Source organism: Enterococcus sp. 2G9_DIV0600 (genome assembly GCF_002140615.1).
GTDB lineage: Bacteria > Bacillota > Bacilli > Lactobacillales > Enterococcaceae > Enterococcus_D > Enterococcus_D innesii.
This window is the reverse complement of the sequence record NZ_NGLL01000001.1, coordinates 1,892,834-1,914,612: the sequence shown is the minus strand read 5'-3', so window position 1 is coordinate 1,914,612 and position 21,779 is coordinate 1,892,834. Positions and strand designations below refer to the sequence as shown.

Sequence of the window (21,779 nt, the reverse complement as noted above, 5' to 3'; positions counted from 1 at the left end):
AGAAATGGCACGAAAAAAAGGATTCGATTATTTTGCAGCAATGGAGCAGTTGGCCACAAATGGTCATCTAGCTGCGAAACGTTTTTCGCTGTTGATCAATGATTACTCTGAAACAGCGTTAAGTGAAGCAGCAGCCGAGATTCATGGATTAGAAAAAGAAGGGGATAAAGTGATCGCTGAGCTAACGAATGAGTTGTACGACTCATTTATCACACCGATCGATCGCGAAGACATCTTGGTCATCTCTGAGCGCTTAGATGATATTTTGGATGGCATTATGGGACTGACTTATTTATTTGAGAATTTGGTCATTACGAAGATCCGCCCCGAGACGAACTTATTTGCTGAAATGATCGTTCAAGCGACACAAGGCGTTGAAACGGCCTTAAAAGAATTTCCTAAGTTCAAAAATTCAAAAACGTTGCGTCAAATGATCAATGATGTGAATACGATTGAATCAGAAGCAGATCTTTTGTATTCAAAAATGAAGAAAGCGTTGTTTACAGACGAAACGGATGTGCTGGAAATCATTAAATGGAAAGATATTTATGATCGTTTTGAATCCATCATCAACGACACCGAAAGTGCGGTTGATATTATTGACGGTATGGTAATCAAAAACACGTGATGGAATAAGAATTCTACTTAACGAAAAAAGAGCAACTATTGCAGCATTGAAATGCCCAATAGTTGCTCTTTTTGCTTATAATTGGATCAGCCAATAGCCAATCAAAATAATTCCTAAAACGATACGGTACCATCCGAAAACGGTAAAGTCATTCCGTTTGATGTAATTCATCAAGAAGCGGATCGCAATGATCGAAACGATGAATGATACGATGGTTCCTGTCAGTAAGATGACGGTTCCTTGAAAGTCAAAGGCATTGCCATCTTTCAAAAATTTGAAAATTTTTAATGCGCTGGCACCAAACATGGTTGGAATACCTAAGAAAAATGAAAATTCAGCAGCCACATAGCGAGAAGCGCCAATTATGATAGCACCTAAAATGGTGGCACCAGAACGAGATGTTCCTGGGATCAATGCCAATACTTGGAACATGCCGACGATCAAAGCCGCTTTGTAGGTGAATTTGTTCAAATCGGTGCATTTTGGTGCTTTATTTTTGTTTCGTTTTTCAACTACAATAAAGCCGATCCCATAAACGATCAAAACGATCGAAACCGAAAAGAAATTGTAGAAATGCGCATCTAACCAATCATCTAACGGCAATCCGATAATAACTGATGGTAAGACCGCAACAATAACTTTAAACCATAACGTCCACGTATCTTTTTTCTCTATCTCATTTTTTTGCGGCGAAAAAGGGTTTAGTTTATGGAAATATAAGTAGACGACTGCTAAAATCGCGCCCAATTGAATGACAACATTGAACATCGTCATAAATTCGGGGGTAACATTCAAACCGATAAATTCGTCGGCAAGAATCAAGTGACCGGTGCTGCTAATTGGCAGCCATTCCGTGATCCCTTCGATGATCCCAAATAAAATCGCTTTTATAAAATTTGTAAAAAACATTGGTCCAGTCCTTTCTATGACAAAATACAACTCTTAGTATACCGTTTCCTGATTCGAATACCAATCTTTTTCCTAAAAAAAGAGGGCAGTTTTTAAATCAAAAACTGCTCCTTTATTAAAGAAATTGATTTGTTGTTCAACGTTCTTCTTTAGGATAAAAGCTCTTGAGAGAGCGCCAAGCCTTTTTTGATGTATTCTGTGTTACCAACTTCGGCGATCGTAAAGCTGCCATCTTCGTAGATCAGTCGAGTGACCGAACCATTTTCAATATCCATACGAACATTGTTCTCATCATTGATCAAATGCAAAAGAAAAGCGATCGTTAAGCCATGAGATACAACTAACGCATTCCCGCCGCCTTTTTTCTCAACGCGATAGGCGATATCTTCAAAACCGGTTTTCACACGTTCGGTCAAAACGTCGAAGGTTTCTGCCCAGTTGGCTGTATCGGCGTGGTAAATCGCATTGGCGATCGCCTCAAACGAGACATGATTGGCAATCATCTCATCGTAATCAGGAAAATCAAGGATTCTTGGTAGAACGCCCCACATCTCTGCATCGTAGGCCCCTTCAAGGGAGCCAAAGCACCATTCACGAATCCGTTTGTCGATATGGTAAGGGATTTCCGGTCCGCGGACATGTTCACCTAAGATCAAACGCATAGTCTCAATCGCTCGGCCGCTGTCACTGGATACTGCTTCCACAAAATCCACATCGCGTAATCCAAGTCCTAAATAGTGGATGCCTTGTTCACCGGTTCGAGTTAATGGTGTGTCACACCAGCCTTGCACCCGCTGCAATGTGTTGAACATGGTTTTCCCGTGACGCACGACATACAATTCCGTTTTTGCCATAAGTAGTAATTCCTCCTTTGGTTCGTAATTCGTTTAAGCGTTAAAAAACGGATTGGTCCGTTTCTCAATCTCGATCGTTGTTGGTTCCCCGTGGCCAGGATAAACGGCCATTTGATTCGGTAAAACAAAGAGTTGCGTTTGGATGCTGGTCAGCAATTGTTCCAAATTTCCGGTTGGCAGGTCTGTCCGCCCAATGCTGCCTTTGAATAAGGCGTCTCCGGAAACGACAAACTTGTCAAAAATAAAACTGACGCTGCCGATAGAATGACCTGGCGTTGCAACCACCTTAAAGGACATGCCAGCTATCTCATACTCTTTCAGTTCAAGTTCAATTTCTGCTGGACGTGCGGTGATGGGACCTAATTCAGGATGGCGTCCAGAAAGATTTTTCATAGGATCACTCAGCCACTCTTGCTCGAGCGGACTCACGTAAACGGGGATCTGATAATAATCCCGCAAATGGTCAACTGCGCCAATATGGTCATAATGAGTGTGGGTCAATAAAATCGCTGCTGGTTTTGCGCTGGTTTTTTCGATCTCAGCGATCAATCTCGCTGCTTCTGCTCCAGGATCAACAATCAACAAAAAATCTTCTTTCCAAATAAGGTAACAATTTTCTTGAACGGGCCCTGTCACTAAACCAATGATTTTCATGCTAAAACCTCCTAGGATCACAAATGCTTGTGTCTAACTATAAGTATAGCTTAAAGTATTAGAGGAAACAAAGAAAGGTTTTTAGGAGTGAAAAATTAATGATAAAAACGATAAATGTAGAAGACAATCGTCAGGCAGTCTGTCAATGGCTCAATCATTCATCTAAAAAAACGGAGGCAGTGAGTGCCTTTTCCGATCAAGAACAGCTCTCTTTGGCTTTTTTTGACAATCAGGATCAACTCGGTGGATTGATTGGGAAACGTACAGGCAATACGATCCATATTCAATTATTGGCAGTCAATCCAGACCATCAAAATCAAGGAATAGGGAAACAATTGATTCAAGCCCTCTTTGATTATGGGAAAAAAGCAGGATGTCGTTCTGTGACAGTCACCACCCAAGACTACCAAGCGCCGCATTTCTATCAAGCAGCAGGCTTCGAAACATTTGGTGTGCTTTCTGATACACCAGTGCTTGGTACAGATAAACTTTATTTTGTGAAGATGCTGTGACAGATCCTTCTGAGGTAAGTGGTCAGATAAAAAATAGTTTGATGAGAGAAAAGCTTAGAATTATTGTGGGAATTCGAAAATTTTTCTAAGAAACCGCACTAGCAAAAAACTGCTGTTATACTAATTAAAATAAGAAAGCGTGTGATTCGTTTGAAACTGGTTTAGTTTTTGACGGAACTATGAACATTCTTCGTGACCAACTACGAGGAAAATGTGTCATCTCTATCTTGCGTTAGTTTTGATTGGTATACATCAACTTTTTTGTAAGAAGGTGTTTTTATGAAAAAATCGCTGCAATTTTTGTTGACTCTATGCTTCGCCGCATTCGTTTTAGCGAGCTGTGGCCAGGAGGAGTTAGCCATCGACGATTCAAAAGAAGTTTCTGAAACCGTTACTTCCGCCTCGAAAGCGGTTGAAAATGGCGGCCTTGATTTAATGCTGATCCAAGATGAGAGTGTCATCTTTCCGCAAAGCCAAGGGGTTTATGATTTTCATGAAAATGAATTGACAATCGTTAAGCAGTATTTGCCGATGGCGGATTTAGAGGATAGTTCTGCCAGCGCCAGTGATGTTACCCTGTATGAAGGCCAAATCGAAAGTGATTTTCAGCGACATTTTTCCCATTCAGAGGTTCAGCTGTCGAATGATCCCTATCAAATCTATGAGATCACCTACCAAGATGCATCCTACACGGTTGAAGGGAAGCATTTGACGATCAAAGCAGATGGACGGACCTTTGAGTTCACCTTAGATTTAGACAATCAACAAGCTTATGACCAAAATGGTGTCAGTTATGATATTCAGGTGGATCAATAATTTTCCTTAAAAAATATTCCTGCTTTACTTGCTTAGGTGAGTAGAGTAGGTTTTTTTATAAACTTTCGACAAACCCATTTTCTGGAAGTGGAAATGGTGTTGATTATTTGATGAGTAGGCATTTTGCCACAAGTGGTTTTTTTAGGGATAAAACCTGTTTGGAGAAAATACCATTCGCAGAGGACGAAAAGCTGTTTCTGTTCGCTTTTCCAAAAGCAAACTATCCGCTATAATGGCAAACAAGAAGGTGAACACGTGTATAAAGGAAAAGTTGCGGTTAGAAAAATCGTAGAATTTATTTTGCGCCGAGGCGATATTGATAGCCGCAAAGTCAGTAATCATACCGCACAAGAAGGCGCCCGAATCCATCGCCAATTACAAAAAGAGGCCGGGGATGGGTATCAAAAAGAAGTCTTCTTCAAACGAGAAAGCCAAATTGAGAAAGATGCCATCACTGTCGAAGGACGTGCCGATGGTCTCTTTTTTGATGCTTCCGTTGATTCTTGGGTGATTGATGAGATCAAAACTTCAGAACCAGCTTTCGAAGATATTCCTGATGATCAAATCGACTTGTTTTTTGCCCAGGGAATGGTTTATGCTTATTTATTTTTACTACAAGAAAATGAACAAGCAGCGCTTAGTGAGAGTGGAGATCAGGAGATAAAAGAAGCCGCTTCTGCTGATCAAGAAAAAGCGAAGAAGCCCATCGATCGGATCGCCGTACAATTGACTTATTATCAAACGACTGAAAAGCAGATTACTCGTACGAGAAGAACGTTTCAGTTTTCAGAACTGGCAGTTTTTTATAAAGACTTACTTCAGGAGTATCATAAGTGGCTAGTCTTTCAAGAGAATTGGCGTCGTGTCCGAAATACATCTTTGCAGCTGCTGTCTTTTCCTTTTGAAACCTTTCGTAAAGGGCAGCGAGAACTAGCAGCGGCGGCGTATAAAACACTAAAAAATGGCAAGCGACTTTTTGCGGAAGCGCCCACTGGAACTGGAAAAACCATGTCAACATTGTTTCCCGCATTAAAAGTTCTCGGGGAAGAAGGGGCTGATCGGGTCTTCTATCTGACGGCGAAGACGATCACCAGACAAGTGGCTGAAGATGCATTGAGCAAGTTAGCAGACAATGGTAGTGAAACTAAGAGTGTCACGATCACTGCCAAAGACAAAATTTGCTTTTTGGATGAACGAAATTGTACGCCTGAGCATTGTCCTTATGCACAAGGCTATTACAATCGAATCAACGAAGCTTTGTGGGATCTGTTGCATCACGAAAACCAAATAACCCGAGAAGTGATCGAGACTTATGGAATGAAACATACGGTTTGTCCCTTCGAGCTTTCACTGGATGTCAGTGTCTTTTGCGATGTCATTATAGGTGATTATAATTATTTGTTTGATCCAACCGTTTATTTACGGAGATTTTTTGAAGAGCCAGACGAAGAGTATTTCTTTTTAGTGGATGAAGCCCATAACTTAGTTAACCGTTCGAAAGAAATGTATTCCGCAACGATCTTACGACAGCCATTTAAGGAATTAAAGAAGAAGCTGCCGAAGGATCAACAGAAATTAAAACGCGCACTAAACAGAGTTGATAAAGAATTTGCGGCTTTAGCCCAATTAGCAAAAGAGGAAGGATGGTCATACCACCATCAAGCAGCTCCCCATGAAACAATGGTCAATCAGCTATACAAATTAGCTGAATTGATGAAGGAATGGTTGCCGGCAAATCCTGAGCATGAATTGCAAGAAGAAGTGCTGCAAGTGTATTTTGAAGCTAACCATTATTTGAAGATCAGTGAATTTTATGATGATCACTACGAAACGACGGTGGAGATCGACCGCTATGATATCAAACTACGGCAATTTTGCATCGAACCAGCGCCGTTTTTGGAATCCGTGTTAGATAAGGGCAAGGCCAGCCTGTTGTTTTCTGCGAGCTTTACCCCTTTGTCGTATTATCAAGAAGTATTAGGTGGCGGCGATGAAGCTTTGCGCTATCGCTTGCCAAGTCCTTTTGATCCGAAAAATCAGGGGATTTTTATTGCGGACTATATCCAAACGACGTATCGCCAACGTGAAGCCAGCATTCCTGCAATCGTTGATGCGATCCAGCAAATGACCGCGGCGAAAGTGGGAAACTATATGGTCTTTTTTCCCTCTTATCGTTACTTGGATGATGTGGCGGCAGCATTTTCTCAACAGGCGCCAGAGGTGGAGGTCTTGATTCAGGGGACAGCTATGAATGAAGCTGAACGTGAAGCATTTCTTGCAAAGTTTCAATCCGTGAATCAGCAAGAATCATCCGTGCTAGAAACAATTCAAGATAAACAAGAGAGTCAACCAAAAACATTGGTGGCATTTTGTGTCCTTGGAGGAATTTTTTCTGAAGGGATCGACCTAAAAGGCGATCGCTTGATCGGTGCCGCAGTAGTAGGTGTCGGACTGCCGCAAATCAATCACGAACAAGAATTGATTCGGGAATATTACGATGAAAAAAAGGCAGCTGGCTTTGCGTATGCCTATCAGCTGCCCGGGATGAATAAAGTCCTGCAAGCAGCCGGTCGAGTGATCCGGGATGTCAGCGATCGCGGCGTGGTGTTATTGCTGGATCAGCGCTTTCGGACACCGCGTTACCAAGAACTTTTCCCACTGCATTGGCAGCATGCCTTGCAGATTCGTCGGTCGCAAGAGTTATCAAAAGCATTGACTCATTTTTGGCAAGAAAAAAACTAGAAGCAGAGCTTTCAGGAGCGGTTGCGCAAAATCAGTAGATAAAGCTGATTTTGCCTAACCAACACGTTAGACTCTGTTCTAGTTTTTTTGATTAGCGATAATTTGTAAACTGTAAGTCGATCGTCAAAGGCAGTTTACGCAACAATTGGATCACCTCTTGCAGATCGTCACGACTTTTGCCTGTTACCCGAATTTGATTGTCTTGAATTTGGGTTTTAACTTTTAGCTTGGCGTTTTTGATCGCTGTGGTTATTTTTTTGGCGTTTTCTTTATCGATCCCATTGATCAATTCTGCTGTTTGACGAGCTTTTGCCCCCAAGGCATGCTCCGTTTCGCCAAATTGTATATTTTTCGTTGGTACATTCCGTTTGATCAGCTTCGCAAAGAGCACATCTTTGATTTGCTCCAGCTTAAATTCGTCATCCCCAACAATCGTCAATTTGCCCTCAGTCATCTTGATTTCTACCGTGGAGCCTTTAAAATCAAATCGGTTTTTCAATTCTTTTTCCGCCTGTTGAATGGCGTTTTTCACTTCTTCTGTGTTGATCTCAGATACGACATCAAAACTTGCTTCTTTTGCCAAAATCAATCACTCCTCTCATCTCTTACCTATGATTTTAACATGGAGGCGAACGATGCGGGAATGAAAAGTAAATTTTTGCAAATAATTGTTTCATTTTTTCACACAAACTGCTATTCTTTGGAAGGAGATTTTTAGTGAAGGAGCTAGATCATTGTGAGTAAGTTATTAACGAAGCACGAACAATCAGAACGATTGAAAAAAATAGGGGTTATTTTGCTGTCAGGTATCACCGCAGCCATTGCTTTAAATTTCTTTTTGATTCCCGCAAACGTTCTTTCTGCTGGGATGAACGGGGTCGCCCAATTGATCGTGGCACTTGCCTTGGAACATTTTGGCGTTCACCTTAGTACAGGGCTGTTTATTTTCCTCTTAAACTTGCCTATCTTTGTTCTCGGGTTCATCAAACTCGGGAAATCATCGACACTATTGAGCTTTATCAATGTCGTTGTCGTTTCCGTCTTAACGATGATCCTTCCGCAAGGAGCGATCACTGACAATATTTTGGTTAACGCTTTGCTAGGTGGCGTACTGTTGGGCGTCGGCGTTGCGTTTTCACTGAAAATGGGTTTTACCACCGGCGGAATGGATATCCTTTCGTTGATATTATCAAAAACGACTGGAAAAACAGTCGGTAAATATATGTTTATTTTAAACGGCATCATTGTCATGGTCTCAGGTTTCGTCTTTTCTTGGGAAAGTGCCTTGTACACGATCATTTCGATTTTCGCAATGAGCTACGTGGTGGACATGCTGCACACAAGCCATCAAAAGGTAACGGCGATGATTATTACGACCAATGCGGAAGCTGTTGGGAAAAATATTTCTAAGCATGTGTTTCGCGGCATGACTTTGTTCCCCTCAGTCGGAGGCTATTCAGGCGTACCGGGCAATATGATCATGATGGTCGTGACCCGCTACGAGATCTACGATTTAGAACAAGCCGTTTTAGAAGCAGACGGCAATGCGTTTATTAACTTTGTGCCGACCCAATCGATCACAGGCCGCTTTGCGACAGATGATGAACAACGGACCTTTAAAACGACGGGGGTCTTCCCAGAACTGAAAATACACAAGAAAAGCCGTCCATAATCAAGGATCGTCCATTTACAAATCTTGCAAAAGAAGGTATTATTTGAAACAAGAATTAAAGGAGGTCTTCAACCGTGGCATATACTGAAGTAGAAGCAGAAGCAATCAAAGAGCGTGTCTTGGCTGCCTTGGAAACCGTGATTGACCCTGAGTTGGGGATTGATATAGTGAATCTAGGCTTAGTTTATGAAGTCGAATTTGATGCAGAAACAGGCAATACCGTAATCAAAATGACCTTAACAACAATGGGCTGTCCCTTAGCCGACGTATTGACTGAATCGATACACGAAGCATTAAGCGATATTCCAGAAGTCAAAAATCCAGAGGTAAAATTAGTTTGGTATCCCGCTTGGACGACTGATAAAATGAGTCGTTATGCACGGATTGCTTTGGGGATTCGTTAAGGATTTTCAATCATACAATGGTGTTTCATATTTGTTAACTAGTTGGAATAAGCTGTTTTCTTAGGTGGTGGACAGTTGGCAAAATGAGTATATAAACACAGAACTCTTTTATTAACTTTGAAAAAGTTGGTAGAAGAGTTTTTTTATAGAATACTTTCTTAAATAAACAGTTACTTGGTGAAAAAGTTATGCTTTTTTACTAAAAGCATTAAAGAAAATCATATATTTTTAAACCTGAAAGTTCAAAGTATTTTCCATTCATATGACAACTCAAAGTGAGTTAGTATTTAACTTTGCCGAAATAGTAATACTTTCTATAAACCTTCGATCATTTTGACAAAAAGAGAGCACAGATTAAATTCTTATTCATCCACATTGATAACCTTAAGGTGCATCCCAGAAAACATGTCTAAATAAACGTTACTGAATTTAGTCAGAGGCTTTGGGATACGATGAATTTTCCTTAAGGAGTCAATGTAGAATGAAGAAGGATGATTCTAGGAATGCTTTTTCAAAGGTCATGTGATTTTATCCTATCAACTGACTCTTGGTTAACAAATATACAAATGTGTTCTATGCAACCATACATATAGGAAAACGATAGCCAAACTACAGTTTCGGTCAATCATTTAGCAAGTAACATATTTTTATTAGAGGTTCGAGATTAATTAATTGAATTAATGTATAATTATATTTAAGTTGTAAAAATGATTTGCTTGATTCCCTTGATCATAAAAAACAAAAAGGAGTGTGTTTTGTGGATTTTCTGTTTACTTTATTTGCTTTTATTTTCGTCGCAGTTATCTTATATCATATTGTCGAATTCTTAAAGGATCAATCTACGCCAGAAGTGGCAGTACTTGCCACGCTAGTAGACAAACGAATGACTAGTAGCACGAATATTGCTGCAAACGGCTTTACGAATCAATCCATTACCTATTATCTTTTATTTGAAATCGCAAGTGGCGAAAGATTAGAATTTAAAGTAGGGCATGGAAAATACAAATTATACGTCATTGGAGATACTGGGATGTTAAGGTATCAAAGAAAAAGGTTTAATTCACTTGATAGGTAAATAATTTGTATGTGTTTATTCGTTTTCAATTTCAAAAAAGTTTGAACAGTCAATTAAAAAACTCCTATTCATGTGTTTTTATAATTAGAAATGATTTGAATTGTATGCTTTCAATGGAAAACGCAAGTATCATCGAGTAACACTAGAGAATTTCTCCTTACTGAGGTCGCATATTGAAACCAAGACCGAGGAAAGTTTCCTACGAGGAACGGCTCAATTTAGTTCATTCATCCGTTCGAATGGAAGAAGTGATGAGCTACCTATAGTTTTAAATACTCATAAATAGAATAGTTTGCTTCACCAAAACCTCTTGGCTCATTGCTAAGAGGCTTTTTTGTTTTTACGTGGCTTCAAAATAGTTCCAAGAAGGAAAAATCGTTCTTGATTTTTCACAAACATTTTCTCATTCAAGTAACAAATATAGAACTTGAAATGCAAAAAGTGTTACTTGTGAGGTACATCCGACGCACCTTACAATGAACATGTAAAATAAGAAAGAATGAATGGAGTTGAACGTTTGTGAAAAAAATGAAGGCTGCGTTGATGTATGGACCAGGAGATATTCGCTATGAACAAGTAGAGCGACCCTGCTGTCCAGAGGGAGGTTTTCTATTGAAGGTTAAGGCAGTTGGTCTGTGCGGCTCTGATATTCGCAATTTGCTGACCGATTCAAAAGCGGGGCGCTACCCTCATATTTATGGACACGAAATCGTTGGTGAGATCGTCGAAATTGATGAAAATGTGACGAAGTATCAAAGAGGGCAGATAGTTTATGTATACCCTATGGCTCATTGCCTACGTTGCGAAAATTGTCGTAATGGGAAGCACGAATGTTGTACGGAAGCTGAAAGTTATACCGATCTTCAAGGCGGTTTTGCAGAGTATATAGCATATAGTGCAACAAGAGTAGAACGAGGAGCGATTTTTGAAGTGCCAGAAGGACGAGAGCCTATCGCGGCAACATTAGCTGAACCCTTATCCTCCACTTATGCATGCATGGAGAATATTCAGGTTTCGTTAGGCGATTCGGTCGTCATTATTGGTGCAGGTCCAATTGGGGTCTTTTTAGCGATTCTAGCAAGGATTCGCGGAGCAAGCAAGGTAATCGTGATTGATAAAAATGCTGACAGACTAGCTTTTATGGAAGCGTTTAATGTAGATCACAGGATCGATTCTTCCAAAGAAGATCCTGTAGAAAAGGTGAAAGAGTATACGAATGGACATGGCGCACATAAAGTGATTTCAGCTAATCCATCAATAGAAGCACAGCAACAAAGTATTTTTATGGCTAGAAAATGTGGAATTGTCGTCTTTTTTGGTGGTGTAGCAAAGAATCAATTAACGCCTATAGATACGAATGCAGTTCATTATAACAATCTCTGGATTTATGGTCATTATGGTGCAAATAGTATTCAAGTCGAAAAATCTTTCCATTTATCCTTATCTGATCAGTTTCCTGCTGAAAAAATTATTTCTCATGTTTTGCCTTTAGCTGACATCAATCAGGCCATCGAATTGACGAGAGAAGGGAAGGCGTTAAAAGTCGTTTTACTACCAGAAGAAGAGTATAAAATTTATTCTTTATTGAAATCTCAAAAATAGAGTAAGGAAAGGAGGAGAAAGAAAATGAATAAAAAAATTGAGATCTATATTGCTTGTGGTAGTGGGATCGCCACGTCAACGGTTGTTCAAGAGAAAGTCAAACAAATCTTAGCTCAGAGCAACATTCAGGCTTCCATCACCAAAGGGAATATTAATCAAATTCCCTCAAAAGCAGAAACAGTGGATTTAATCTTGGTGACTACTCGATATGTCAAGCCAGTAAAAGTACCGATTCTTCCTGTTTTCAGTTTGATATCGGGAATCAACGAAGAGCAGACCGCGCAGAAAATCGTTGAAGAGTGCCATCGAATTATAAAAGGGGGATAAAAATGGAAGCTGTATTATCAGTTATTCAAAACATCATGGATATGGGGGCATCGGTTATGCTACCCGTTGTCATTTTTATTTTAAGCTGTGTCTTTAGGATGAAAATTGGCAAAGCACTTAAAACTGGGCTTTTAGTCGGCATCGGCTTTCAAGGGTTGGGGCTTGTTGTAGGACTCCTGGGTACTTCCTTGCAACCAGCCATCGATTATTATCAGGAAATGGGATCAGGATATACCACGATGGATGTTGGCTGGGCTGCTGTGGGAGCGGCTTCGTGGTCAGTACCTTTTGCAGCGATTGCTATTTTGATGATCGTGGGATTAAATGTATTGTTTATTCTTTTGAAATGGACAACGGTCATGAATGTCGACATTTGGAACTATATTCATTTTTTGATTCCTGGAGCATTAGCGTATGCCTTGTTTGATAGTTTTTGGCTAGGTTTGACTGTTACGGTTGGCTTATCAATTGTCACTTTATTCGTGGCTCAGTGGTTTGCTCCAAGATGGGAGGCGTATTACGGACTGGAAGGCACGACTTGTACGACATTTTCATTTATTACTTTCGCTTATCCTTTTGGACTATTAGTAAATAAATTGATTGATCTGATTCCTGGTCTTAACAAAATCGATATCAGTTTGGAAAAAGTCGAAAGTAAAATTGGTTTTTTTGGAGATCCAGCAGTTATCGGTTTGTTGGTCGGAACTTTTCTAGGCGTATTGACACGCCAAGAATTTGCGGTAGCGATTTCTATGGGGGTTGGAGTTTCAGCAGTACTAGTACTGATACCCAAAATGGTTTCTGTTATGATGGAAGGCTTGACTGCGATCGGGGAAGCTGCCAAAGAATTTATGAAGAAACATATTGGCGAAGGGAAAAAATTATATATCGGCATGGACATTGCTCTTGGTCTTGGAGATCCGACAGCGATCACAACGACAGTGATTCTGATTCCGATAGCAATATTCTTAGCATTTATTATCCCTGGTATGCATTATTTTCCAGTTGGTGTTTTAACAGTAATCGTATATATGATTCCACTACTAGCATTAGCATCAAATGGCAATCTTTTTCGAACGCTTGTCACTGGCTTTTTCTTCTTAGTTATCGTTCTAATTGGAACAAACACCTTTGCACCTGAAGCAACCGAAATGATGAATGCGACCGGTGTACCTGTGGAAGGGGTTGTGACAGATAGTTTCTGGGGCTACAATTTAGCAAATATTATAATCAGCTTATTTCATCGAATCGTTGGGTAATTGACCAAATGAATAAACGAATTGTTGACAAAATAAATGGCTTAGTGGGAGAGAAATAGTGTATGAAATTTAAAGCAATCGAATTGAATGAGCGCTCCAATATAGAAGTGATTAAACAATGCGGACTTGAACTGCTTAACGAAGGGCTCGTCGGGAATAGTTTTATCGAGTCTTGTATCGAACGCGAACATCATTTTCCTACTGGTCTGCCAGTTGACCCGCCAGTTGCGATTCCGCATACCTTTGATCTCTCTGTGAAAGAATCTTCTGTCTGTTACGCAAGACTAAAAAAGCCTGTGACTTTTAAACAGATGGATACGCAAGTAGATGACTTAGCAGTCGAACATGTATTTTGCATGGCACTAAAAGATGAGCATACCTATATTGAATTTCTTCAAAAATTGATTTTAAGCATCCAATCTCGAAATTTTATTGTTCAATTAAGCAAGTGTGAACCTGAAAAACTTGTTGATTTTCTAAGAGAGAATTTGTCTATTCATTAAGGAGGAGTGCTGTGAGGAAAATTACTGCTGAAATCATCTATCTCCTACTATATAACAAAATAACGAAAATTAGATTGGAGCAACTTTATAAAAACTTGAATCTCTCGCCAAAGAAATTCACGAGTGAAATCAAAGTCTTGAACTCGTTTCTAAATACTCACGATATGCCGCAAGTGAAAATTGAAAGCGGATACTTACAGGTTCCTGATGAACTTGATTTGTCAGAAGCTTATCAGCTTGTTTTAGAATTGTCCCCTTACGACTATTCCTTGAATCCTGATGAAAGACGCACATTACTTCTGATCAATTTATTGATAACAGAAGATGTTCTTACGATGGATCATTTTGCTGATTTGTTTTACGTCAGTCGATTAACAATCATCCGCGATATCAATACGTTGAAAAAACAAGAAGTGATCATGAGTAAATATATCGAAACGCTTAGGGGAGAAGGGGTTATCCTTAAGATGAATCAATCGGAGAAAAGAGAGTATTTGTTTACATTGTTTTTAGAAAATATAGACGCAAAAGGATACATTAATTATGTCGGGATGCAAATCCTTCGGTCATTTGACGGGTCAATGGAGTATTTAGACTTTCTGGGATTCATTTTTAACGAGTTAAAGTATGCAGAAAAGTATCAGCAGTTTGATCTTTTCGTCTATATTTTTATCGTTATCAATATGCCCCGCAAAGAACAAGGTGAATCTCCCAAATTTGTCGTTATGTCGGAAAACCTGAGCATACTCATCGATCAAATTGAAAAAAGATTTGATCGAACGATCTCTTTCGAAGACAAACAGGCAATAGCAGAATTTTGTCATTTGAAAAAGCGAAAAAATGTGAAGGATGCTGAATTGTATAATTTGGTCATCTATTTTCTGAATAAAATTGATGAAGATTTAGGGACGACTCTAAAGTACGAATTTGACTTAATTTCTGATCTATACAATCACTTACAAATTATTGAAGAAGAGAACATTATTTTGGATATTGAAAATATCGGTCTTTTGCGGCATCAGTTTATGGATATTATCGTAGCTGTAAGGGCTAATAGTGGTGTCATTGAAAACTACCTGTCCCGATCCTTCAATGAATCATTTATTACTACGATCGCTATTCATATCGCAACTGCCTTAACCCGACAAGAATATAAGATGAGCAAAATCGATATCTGGATCGTGTGTGAAAATTTATCGATAGCGAAAATGATTGCTATGAAAATTAGTCGATACAAGCAGTTCAAAATTATGAATGTGCTAACACTTGCTACTTATCGTAAGATGTGCTTCCGTCAAAAAGCCAATCGTTTAATCTTAACTGCTGATCCTTTGCCTTTTTTGGAAGAGGATGTTTTAAGGATAACACCTTTTGTGACTCAAGAAGATATCCAAAAAATAGTAAAGACGGTTGACCGTTTGTTTACGATTAATGAAGAAGAGACTGAAGAAAAATTTGATCAATTTGTCCAACAACCACAAAGAAAATTGCATGATTACTTGTTAAATTCGCATGTTATCAGAATCGACCAAAAATGTTCTTGGGAGCATTCTTTACGCTTAGCAGGGAAAGTGTTGACACATAACGAGTGTATTGAGCAGAGCTATGTAGAAGAAGTCGTTGAAAATGTGAAACAAAATGGACCTTATATCGTAATAAGTGAAGGTGTTGCTTTAGCTCATGCGAACAATCGGGGAAATGTCCACCGTAGCACGATTAGCCTCTTGACGAATAAACAAAAGATCTCTTACGGATCTGAGGATTATTTTCAAGTGACTTATGTTTTCTTCGTCGCTCTTGTAAGAAGTGAAGAATATTTAGAAATTGTTGAAGATATTATGTTTCTTGGGAAATATGGATTGATTGAAAAATATTTACGTTTTAGACAGGAGGAACCCGATGGATTATTTAGAAGAAAGGAAATTCATATGTAAGATTGCCAAATCTTTATTTGACAGGAAGCTAACGGATGCTGCTGGTGGCAATATCTCTATAAAAGTTTCAGAAGATCATTTCTTGATGACACCTACTTTGGCATCTGTTCAGTATCTGTGGGAATTAGAGGCAGCGCAAATTCTTTTGGTAGATAAGAAACTATCCCTCATCGAAGGTACTGGTCACTTGACCAGGGAAATCAATATGCATATGAGTTTTTATCACTCAGATCCACGGATCAAAGCAGTGATTCATGCTCATCCATTAAATTTGATGGTTTACAGTTGTATAGGGACTGACATGCCCATCGTCTGTGAAAACCTTCGTTTCGGACCGGCTACGATCCGTTGTTTGGATTATGCACCTGCAACAACTGAAAAGTTAGCACACTTGGTTGGTGACTACTCTCAAAACATGGTGACAAATGAAGCAAAACTACCTTATGGAATGTTATTGCGAGAACATGGGGTAATTGTTGGAGCCACTAATTTGGCTTTTGCAAATGATTATCTGGAAAGACTAGAAACAAATGCTTATGTGCATTTACATTCGCAAGCGCTTCTCCAGCAGGGCTATGAATATTATACTGACAAAACAAACGTTACCTATGAATCCCATGAATGAAGATTGGAGGAGAGTAGATGAGGGCTGGTTTCTTAATTGGACTGAATGAATTTGAGATTCGAGAAATGGATGTCCCACAATGCCATCAGAATGAAGTGATTGTAAAAGTTGAAGCTTCAGGAATCTGTGGATCAGATATCCACAAAATGAGTAAAGGCTGGAAATATCAGTTACCCATGATCATGGGGCACGAGATGGCTGGGACTATTGTAAAAGTTGGTCGTTCTGTTCATCATTTAAAAAAAGACGATCGGGTCGCTGTTGTCCCGTTTATTCCTTGTCGTAACTGTGCATACTGTGCTATCGGGAAGTATCAATTATGTACGGACTATATCATGATGGGATCACAACGGTTTGGGGGATTTGCAGAGTACGTATCCGTGCCAGCGAGCAATATCGTGAAAATAGGGACTAAGTTGTCGTTTGAAGAAGCGGCCATGATTGAGCCTCTTGCTGTCTCAGCGCATGGTGTTTATGGAATCGAACCTAAAGTGGGCGATGTCGTTGCAGTTTTTGGGTTAGGAACGATTGGATTGCTGACGATCCAATGGTTAAAAATTGCGGGTGTGAAAACGATCATTGGCATTGATATTCAATCAGAGAAACTGGAACAAGCAATAGATTTAGGTGTCACCGATACGATTAATCCTAGTCTTCAAGATCTTGAAACTGAGATCTCCCGAATGACGGATGGTTTAGGCGTGGATATTGCAATGGAATGTGCAGGTACTAAAATAACCGAAGAACAATGTCTCTTAGTGACAAAAAAAGGCGGGAAAATTGGATTTCAAGGGATCGCTTATTCTGATGTTTTGATTAGACAACGAGCATTTGAAAAAATCTTTCGCAGTGAATTAACCATTAAGGGTTTTTGGAATAGTTATTCTGCACCTTTCCCAGGTAAAGAATGGTTTGATTCAATCACCTTTTTAGAAAGCGGACGCTTGAGTGTCAGTCATATGATTTCCCATCGCTTTCCATTAGAGGATCTTCAAAGAGCATTTGATTTAGCGGTAAATAGAAGTGAAAGCTTTAATAAAATCATGATCATGCTCTAAAAAAACATTTGAGTACAATATAAACAGATTGTTTTCAAAACCATATTTATTCAGTAAGTTTTAACAAGCTGTATGGATATGGTTTTTTTGATTTGCTACTCTGATTACAGAGGTTGCTCCTTCTAAAACCTGTCCCACTCAAAGACATCGTTGCATTTTCAGAAATGAAACGGTAAACTAGTTGAAAAGATTGGAGGAATGAATCAATGTTAGCTACGAATTTTGGGAAATTTACATATAAAAATCCGTTTATGAATGCCTCAGGAGTCCATTGTATGACGATCGAGGAATTAGATGAATTAGCAGCGTCAGCAGCTGGGGCATTTGTCACGAAGAGTGCAACACTAGAAGCGCGTGCCGGAAATCCAGAACCACGTTATACCGATTTACCGTTAGGAAGCATCAATTCGATGGGATTACCAAATCTAGGGGTGGACTACTACTTAGACTATGCCATCAAAAAACAGCAGGAAATGACCCAGCAAGCGCCCTTCTTTTTCTCTGTCGCTGGTATGAGCGTGGCTGAAAACATTGAGTTGTTGAAGAAAATCCAAGAAAGTGATTTTGACGGAATCACAGAGTTAAATCTTTCTTGTCCAAACGTGCCAGGAAAACCCCAAGTTGCCTATGATTTTCCTTTGACCGATCAAATTCTGGAAACAGTCTTTGGTTTTTTCACAAAACCTTTAGGTGTCAAATTGCCGCCATACTTTGATTTGGCTCACTTTGATGAGATGGCTAAGATATTGAACAAGTATCCGTTAACCTACATCAATTCAATCAACAGTATTGGGAATGCTTTATTCATCGATCCTGCTACTGACTCGGTAGTCATCAAACCAAAAGATGGGTTTGGTGGTCTAGGAGGCGAATATGTGAAACCGACGGCATTAGCCAATGTGCGGGCTTTCTATACACGCCTCAAGCCAGAAATCAAAATTATTGGTACTGGTGGGATTCGTAATGGTCAAGATGCGTATGAGCATTTATTGTGTGGCGCCTCTATGTTGCAGATCGGCACAGAGTTGCAAAAAGAAGGGCCGGCGATTTTTGAACGATTGACGAAAGAATTAGCAGCGATCATGAAAGAAAAAGGCTATCAATCAATCAGTGAGTTTCATGGGAAATTAAAAACGATTGATTAAGAACGATTTTGAATGCTTTACTGTTCGCTTCTTTTTATAGAAGAAAGGAGTTTTTAATGGAGAAGTTTCGTAAAACAACGGAGGAAGATCTGGTTGAGTTGATGGTGCTTTTTGAAGAAGGCATTGCTTTCTTAAAAGCACAAGGATCTCCGCAATGGCAAGATGGGTACGGTCCTAAAGAAAATCAAATCAAAGCAGATATTGCCAACGGTGAAAGCTATGTGTTGGTGAAAGATGGAAAAATCGCAGCGTCTGCCGCGTTGGTTTCTGGTGATGATCCTGTCTACAATGCAATTACCGGCGCAGGGTGGGAAGGAAACGGTCCATATCTATCCATCCATCGCGTCGTTGTCAGTTCTCATTTTAAAGGGCAAAAGTTAAGCGCCAAATTGCTGCAAGCTCTTGAAGTGGTTGCATTAGAGCAAGGAATCGTTGATTTACGTATCGATACGTATAAAGCCAATATTGGTATGCAAAAGAATATCCAAGCAGCTGGCTATCAATACAAAGGAGAGGTAACATTCCCTTTTCCGAACGGAGAGCGATTGGCTTTTCAAAAACGTTTGACCGCAAGCTAAACATTCTATTCCGTGAGTGTCACTTGGCAGAATTAATGGAATAGTTGTGTCAAAGTGAATTTTTGGTATGAAAATGCGGATAATGGTTGTCAGAATCCTTTCGGCTTGCTAAGATAAGCACGTAAAGGACGGTGCCAAATGAAGAAAAGAATCAAAAAGAAAAAAGCTTATAAAAAATATATCCATGATATTTTTGCGGGTTATGAAGAAATGCTTGAGAATCCAGCGATCAATGAGAAGAAGTTTTCTTATCTGAAAGAAGAAACGATCTTAAAAAGAGATGATCAAAATCAGATTCGTTTTCGTACGATCGATATTGATTAAACTACCTATATTGGGTAGTTTTTTTGTTTAGAGTCATTTGGTTGAAAATATTTCAGAAAAAAGCTTGCTCTTTCAATCTTAGAGTGATAAAGTATTCAACGTTGGCAATTGAGCCAGCGGGTCAAAAAAGCTTTTGAAAAACTTCAAAAAAAGACTTGACCAAAAATGAAACAGATGATATTATAACGAAGTCGCAATTTTAAAATAGTTAATCAATGTTGATACATCAACAAAATTAATTAAAAAAAGTTGTTGACAAATAACAAATCATTTGTTATTCTAATTAAGTCGCTGAGACAGCCGCTACGAAGTTGGAAAACAACGAGCGAAAAAAACTTTTAAAAAAGAGTTGACAATCAAACGTCGCTCTGATATGATATAAAAGTTGCTAACACAGCACGGTAGACCTTTGAAAACTGAACAAAGCAAGCAAACGAACCAATGTGTAGGACGTTTCAATTTATTGAAACAAATACATGCAAGCAATAGCTAGCAAAGTTAATTTTTATGAGCTTAATGACCGTATGGTCATTCAAACAAATCATTATGAGAGTTTGATCCTGGCTCAGGACGAACGCTGGCGGCGTGCCTAATACATGCAAGTCGAACGCTTTTTCTTTCACCGGAGCTTGCTCCACCGAAAGAAAAAGAGTGGCGAACGGGTGAGTAACACGTGGGTAACCTGCCCATCAGAAGGGGATAACACTTGGAAACAGGTGCTAATACCGTATAACACTATTTTCCGCATGGAAGAAAGTTGAAAGGCGCTTTTGCGTCACTGATGGATGGACCCGCGGTGCATTAGCTAGTTGGTGAGGTAACGGCTCACCAAGGCAACGATGCATAGCCGACCTGAGAGGGTGATCGGCCACACTGGGACTGAGACACGGCCCAGACTCCTACGGGAGGCAGCAGTAGGGAATCTTCGGCAATGGACGAAAGTCTGACCGAGCAACGCCGCGTGAGTGAAGAAGGTTTTCGGATCGTAAAACTCTGTTGTTAGAGAAGAACAAGGATGAGAGTAAAATGTTCATCCCTTGACGGTATCTAACCAGAAAGCCACGGCTAACTACGTGCCAGCAGCCGCGGTAATACGTAGGTGGCAAGCGTTGTCCGGATTTATTGGGCGTAAAGCGAGCGCAGGCGGTTTCTTAAGTCTGATGTGAAAGCCCCCGGCTCAACCGGGGAGGGTCATTGGAAACTGGGAGACTTGAGTGCAGAAGAGGAGAGTGGAATTCCATGTGTAGCGGTGAAATGCGTAGATATATGGAGGAACACCAGTGGCGAAGGCGGCTCTCTGGTCTGTAACTGACGCTGAGGCTCGAAAGCGTGGGGAGCGAACAGGATTAGATACCCTGGTAGTCCACGCCGTAAACGATGAGTGCTAAGTGTTGGAGGGTTTCCGCCCTTCAGTGCTGCAGCAAACGCATTAAGCACTCCGCCTGGGGAGTACGACCGCAAGGTTGAAACTCAAAGGAATTGACGGGGGCCCGCACAAGCGGTGGAGCATGTGGTTTAATTCGAAGCAACGCGAAGAACCTTACCAGGTCTTGACATCCTTTGACCACTCTAGAGATAGAGCTTCCCCTTCGGGGGCAAAGTGACAGGTGGTGCATGGTTGTCGTCAGCTCGTGTCGTGAGATGTTGGGTTAAGTCCCGCAACGAGCGCAACCCTTATTGTTAGTTGCCATCATTTAGTTGGGCACTCTAGCGAGACTGCCGGTGACAAACCGGAGGAAGGTGGGGATGACGTCAAATCATCATGCCCCTTATGACCTGGGCTACACACGTGCTACAATGGGAAGTACAACGAGTTGCGAAGTCGCGAGGCTAAGCTAATCTCTTAAAGCTTCTCTCAGTTCGGATTGTAGGCTGCAACTCGCCTACATGAAGCCGGAATCGCTAGTAATCGCGGATCAGCACGCCGCGGTGAATACGTTCCCGGGCCTTGTACACACCGCCCGTCACACCACGAGAGTTTGTAACACCCGAAGTCGGTGAGGTAACCTTTTTGGAGCCAGCCGCCTAAGGTGGGATAGATGATTGGGGTGAAGTCGTAACAAGGTAGCCGTATCGGAAGGTGCGGCTGGATCACCTCCTTTCTAAGGAATATTTCGGAAGACTACACATCGTTTGCCTTTGTTCAGTTTTGAGAGGT

General features: G+C 40.3%; 21 protein-coding genes and 1 rRNA gene. 18 read left to right on the top strand and 4 right to left on the bottom strand.

Annotated features, from left to right (window positions below; all coding sequences use genetic code 11):
• Positions 1-4: 4 nt before the first annotated feature.
• Positions 5-628 (top strand): DUF47 domain-containing protein, encoded by a 624-nt coding sequence (locus A5870_RS09135; protein WP_077453729.1) that lies wholly within the window; start codon positions 5-7, stop codon positions 626-628.
• A gap of 75 nt (positions 629-703) precedes the next feature.
• On the opposite strand, the gene A5870_RS09130 is transcribed toward A5870_RS09135, so the two are convergent.
• The 3 genes from A5870_RS09130 to A5870_RS09120 all read right to left on the bottom strand — a co-directional run bounded on the left by A5870_RS09130 (position 704) and on the right by A5870_RS09120 (position 3,045).
• Entirely contained in the window at positions 704-1,537 is an 834-nt protein-coding gene (locus tag A5870_RS09130; protein WP_086292461.1) for an undecaprenyl-diphosphate phosphatase, read from the bottom strand.
• Positions 1,538-1,686: 149 nt separating this feature from the next.
• Positions 1,687-2,391, bottom strand: a complete 705-nt coding sequence (locus A5870_RS09125) for a histidine phosphatase family protein (RefSeq protein WP_077453728.1) — start codon at positions 2,389-2,391, stop codon at positions 1,687-1,689.
• Positions 2,392-2,424: 33 nt separating this feature from the next.
• Positions 2,425-3,045, bottom strand: coding sequence for an MBL fold metallo-hydrolase (locus A5870_RS09120; protein ID WP_086292460.1), 621 nt, complete (start codon positions 3,043-3,045; stop codon positions 2,425-2,427).
• Positions 3,046-3,143: 98 nt separating this feature from the next.
• Here A5870_RS09120 and A5870_RS09115 point away from each other — a divergent pair, with 98 nt between their 5' ends.
• The 3 genes from A5870_RS09115 to A5870_RS09105 all read left to right on the top strand — a co-directional run bounded on the left by A5870_RS09115 (position 3,144) and on the right by A5870_RS09105 (position 7,115).
• On the top strand, positions 3,144-3,557 hold the full coding sequence (locus A5870_RS09115) for a GNAT family N-acetyltransferase (RefSeq protein ID WP_086292459.1): 414 nt from the start codon (positions 3,144-3,146) through the stop codon (positions 3,555-3,557).
• 279 nt (positions 3,558-3,836) lie between these two features.
• Positions 3,837-4,373, top strand: a complete 537-nt coding sequence (locus tag A5870_RS09110; protein ID WP_077453725.1) for a hypothetical protein — start codon at positions 3,837-3,839, stop codon at positions 4,371-4,373.
• Between the two features lie 255 nt (positions 4,374-4,628).
• Positions 4,629-7,115: an ATP-dependent DNA helicase gene (locus tag A5870_RS09105; RefSeq protein WP_086292458.1), complete on the top strand. Its 2,487-nt coding sequence runs from the start codon at positions 4,629-4,631 to the stop codon at positions 7,113-7,115.
• A gap of 91 nt (positions 7,116-7,206) precedes the next feature.
• Here A5870_RS09105 and A5870_RS09100 read toward each other — a convergent pair whose 3' ends face one another.
• A complete protein-coding gene (locus A5870_RS09100) occupies positions 7,207-7,698 on the bottom strand; it encodes a YajQ family cyclic di-GMP-binding protein (protein ID WP_005230187.1) in 492 nt (163 codons plus the stop codon).
• A gap of 153 nt (positions 7,699-7,851) precedes the next feature.
• On the opposite strand from A5870_RS09100, the gene A5870_RS09095 reads away from it, so the two are divergent.
• From A5870_RS09095 to A5870_RS09030, 14 genes are all read left to right on the top strand, one after another.
• The gene (locus tag A5870_RS09095) at positions 7,852-8,787 is read left to right on the top strand and encodes a YitT family protein (protein WP_005230189.1); all 936 of its coding nucleotides are present in this window, start codon (positions 7,852-7,854) and stop codon (positions 8,785-8,787) included.
• A 74-nt stretch (positions 8,788-8,861) separates the two neighbouring features.
• Positions 8,862-9,191, top strand: a complete 330-nt coding sequence (locus A5870_RS09090) for a metal-sulfur cluster assembly factor (RefSeq protein WP_005231940.1) — start codon at positions 8,862-8,864, stop codon at positions 9,189-9,191.
• A gap of 757 nt (positions 9,192-9,948) precedes the next feature.
• Positions 9,949-10,266 (top strand): DUF2500 domain-containing protein, encoded by a 318-nt coding sequence (locus tag A5870_RS09085; RefSeq protein WP_086292457.1) that lies wholly within the window; start codon positions 9,949-9,951, stop codon positions 10,264-10,266.
• A gap of 528 nt (positions 10,267-10,794) precedes the next feature.
• Positions 10,795-11,868, top strand: a complete 1,074-nt coding sequence (locus A5870_RS09080; protein WP_242595960.1) for an alcohol dehydrogenase catalytic domain-containing protein — start codon at positions 10,795-10,797, stop codon at positions 11,866-11,868.
• Between the two features lie 24 nt (positions 11,869-11,892).
• Entirely contained in the window at positions 11,893-12,195 is a 303-nt protein-coding gene (locus A5870_RS09075; protein ID WP_005236235.1) for a PTS sugar transporter subunit IIB, read from the top strand.
• A gap of 2 nt (positions 12,196-12,197) precedes the next feature.
• Positions 12,198-13,454: a PTS transporter subunit IIC gene (locus tag A5870_RS09070; protein WP_086292455.1), complete on the top strand. Its 1,257-nt coding sequence runs from the start codon at positions 12,198-12,200 to the stop codon at positions 13,452-13,454.
• A gap of 62 nt (positions 13,455-13,516) precedes the next feature.
• Positions 13,517-13,957, top strand: a complete 441-nt coding sequence (locus A5870_RS09065; protein WP_008381342.1) for a PTS sugar transporter subunit IIA — start codon at positions 13,517-13,519, stop codon at positions 13,955-13,957.
• Positions 13,958-14,121: 164 nt separating this feature from the next.
• Positions 14,122-15,891 carry a PTS sugar transporter subunit IIA gene (locus tag A5870_RS09060; protein ID WP_242595949.1) on the top strand — a complete coding sequence of 590 codons (1,770 nt, stop codon included), beginning with the start codon at positions 14,122-14,124 and terminating at the stop codon, positions 15,889-15,891.
• Entirely contained in the window at positions 15,857-16,516 is a 660-nt protein-coding gene (locus A5870_RS09055; RefSeq protein WP_086292453.1) for a class II aldolase/adducin family protein, read from the top strand. Before A5870_RS09060 ends, A5870_RS09055 begins: the two co-directional genes overlap by 35 nt.
• Positions 16,517-16,533: 17 nt before the next feature.
• Positions 16,534-17,574, top strand: coding sequence for a galactitol-1-phosphate 5-dehydrogenase (locus A5870_RS09050; protein WP_086292452.1), 1,041 nt, complete (start codon positions 16,534-16,536; stop codon positions 17,572-17,574).
• Positions 17,575-17,780: 206 nt separating this feature from the next.
• The gene (locus tag A5870_RS09045; protein WP_086292451.1) at positions 17,781-18,719 is read left to right on the top strand and encodes a dihydroorotate oxidase; all 939 of its coding nucleotides are present in this window, start codon (positions 17,781-17,783) and stop codon (positions 18,717-18,719) included.
• 56 nt (positions 18,720-18,775) lie between these two features.
• Positions 18,776-19,297, top strand: coding sequence for a GNAT family N-acetyltransferase (locus A5870_RS09040; protein ID WP_077453722.1), 522 nt, complete (start codon positions 18,776-18,778; stop codon positions 19,295-19,297).
• A gap of 138 nt (positions 19,298-19,435) precedes the next feature.
• Positions 19,436-19,621 (top strand): hypothetical protein, encoded by a 186-nt coding sequence (locus A5870_RS09035; protein WP_086292450.1) that lies wholly within the window; start codon positions 19,436-19,438, stop codon positions 19,619-19,621.
• 542 nt (positions 19,622-20,163) lie between these two features.
• Positions 20,164-21,723: ribosomal RNA gene (locus A5870_RS09030) — 16S ribosomal RNA — on the top strand.
• The last annotated feature ends 56 nt before the right edge of the window (positions 21,724-21,779 follow it).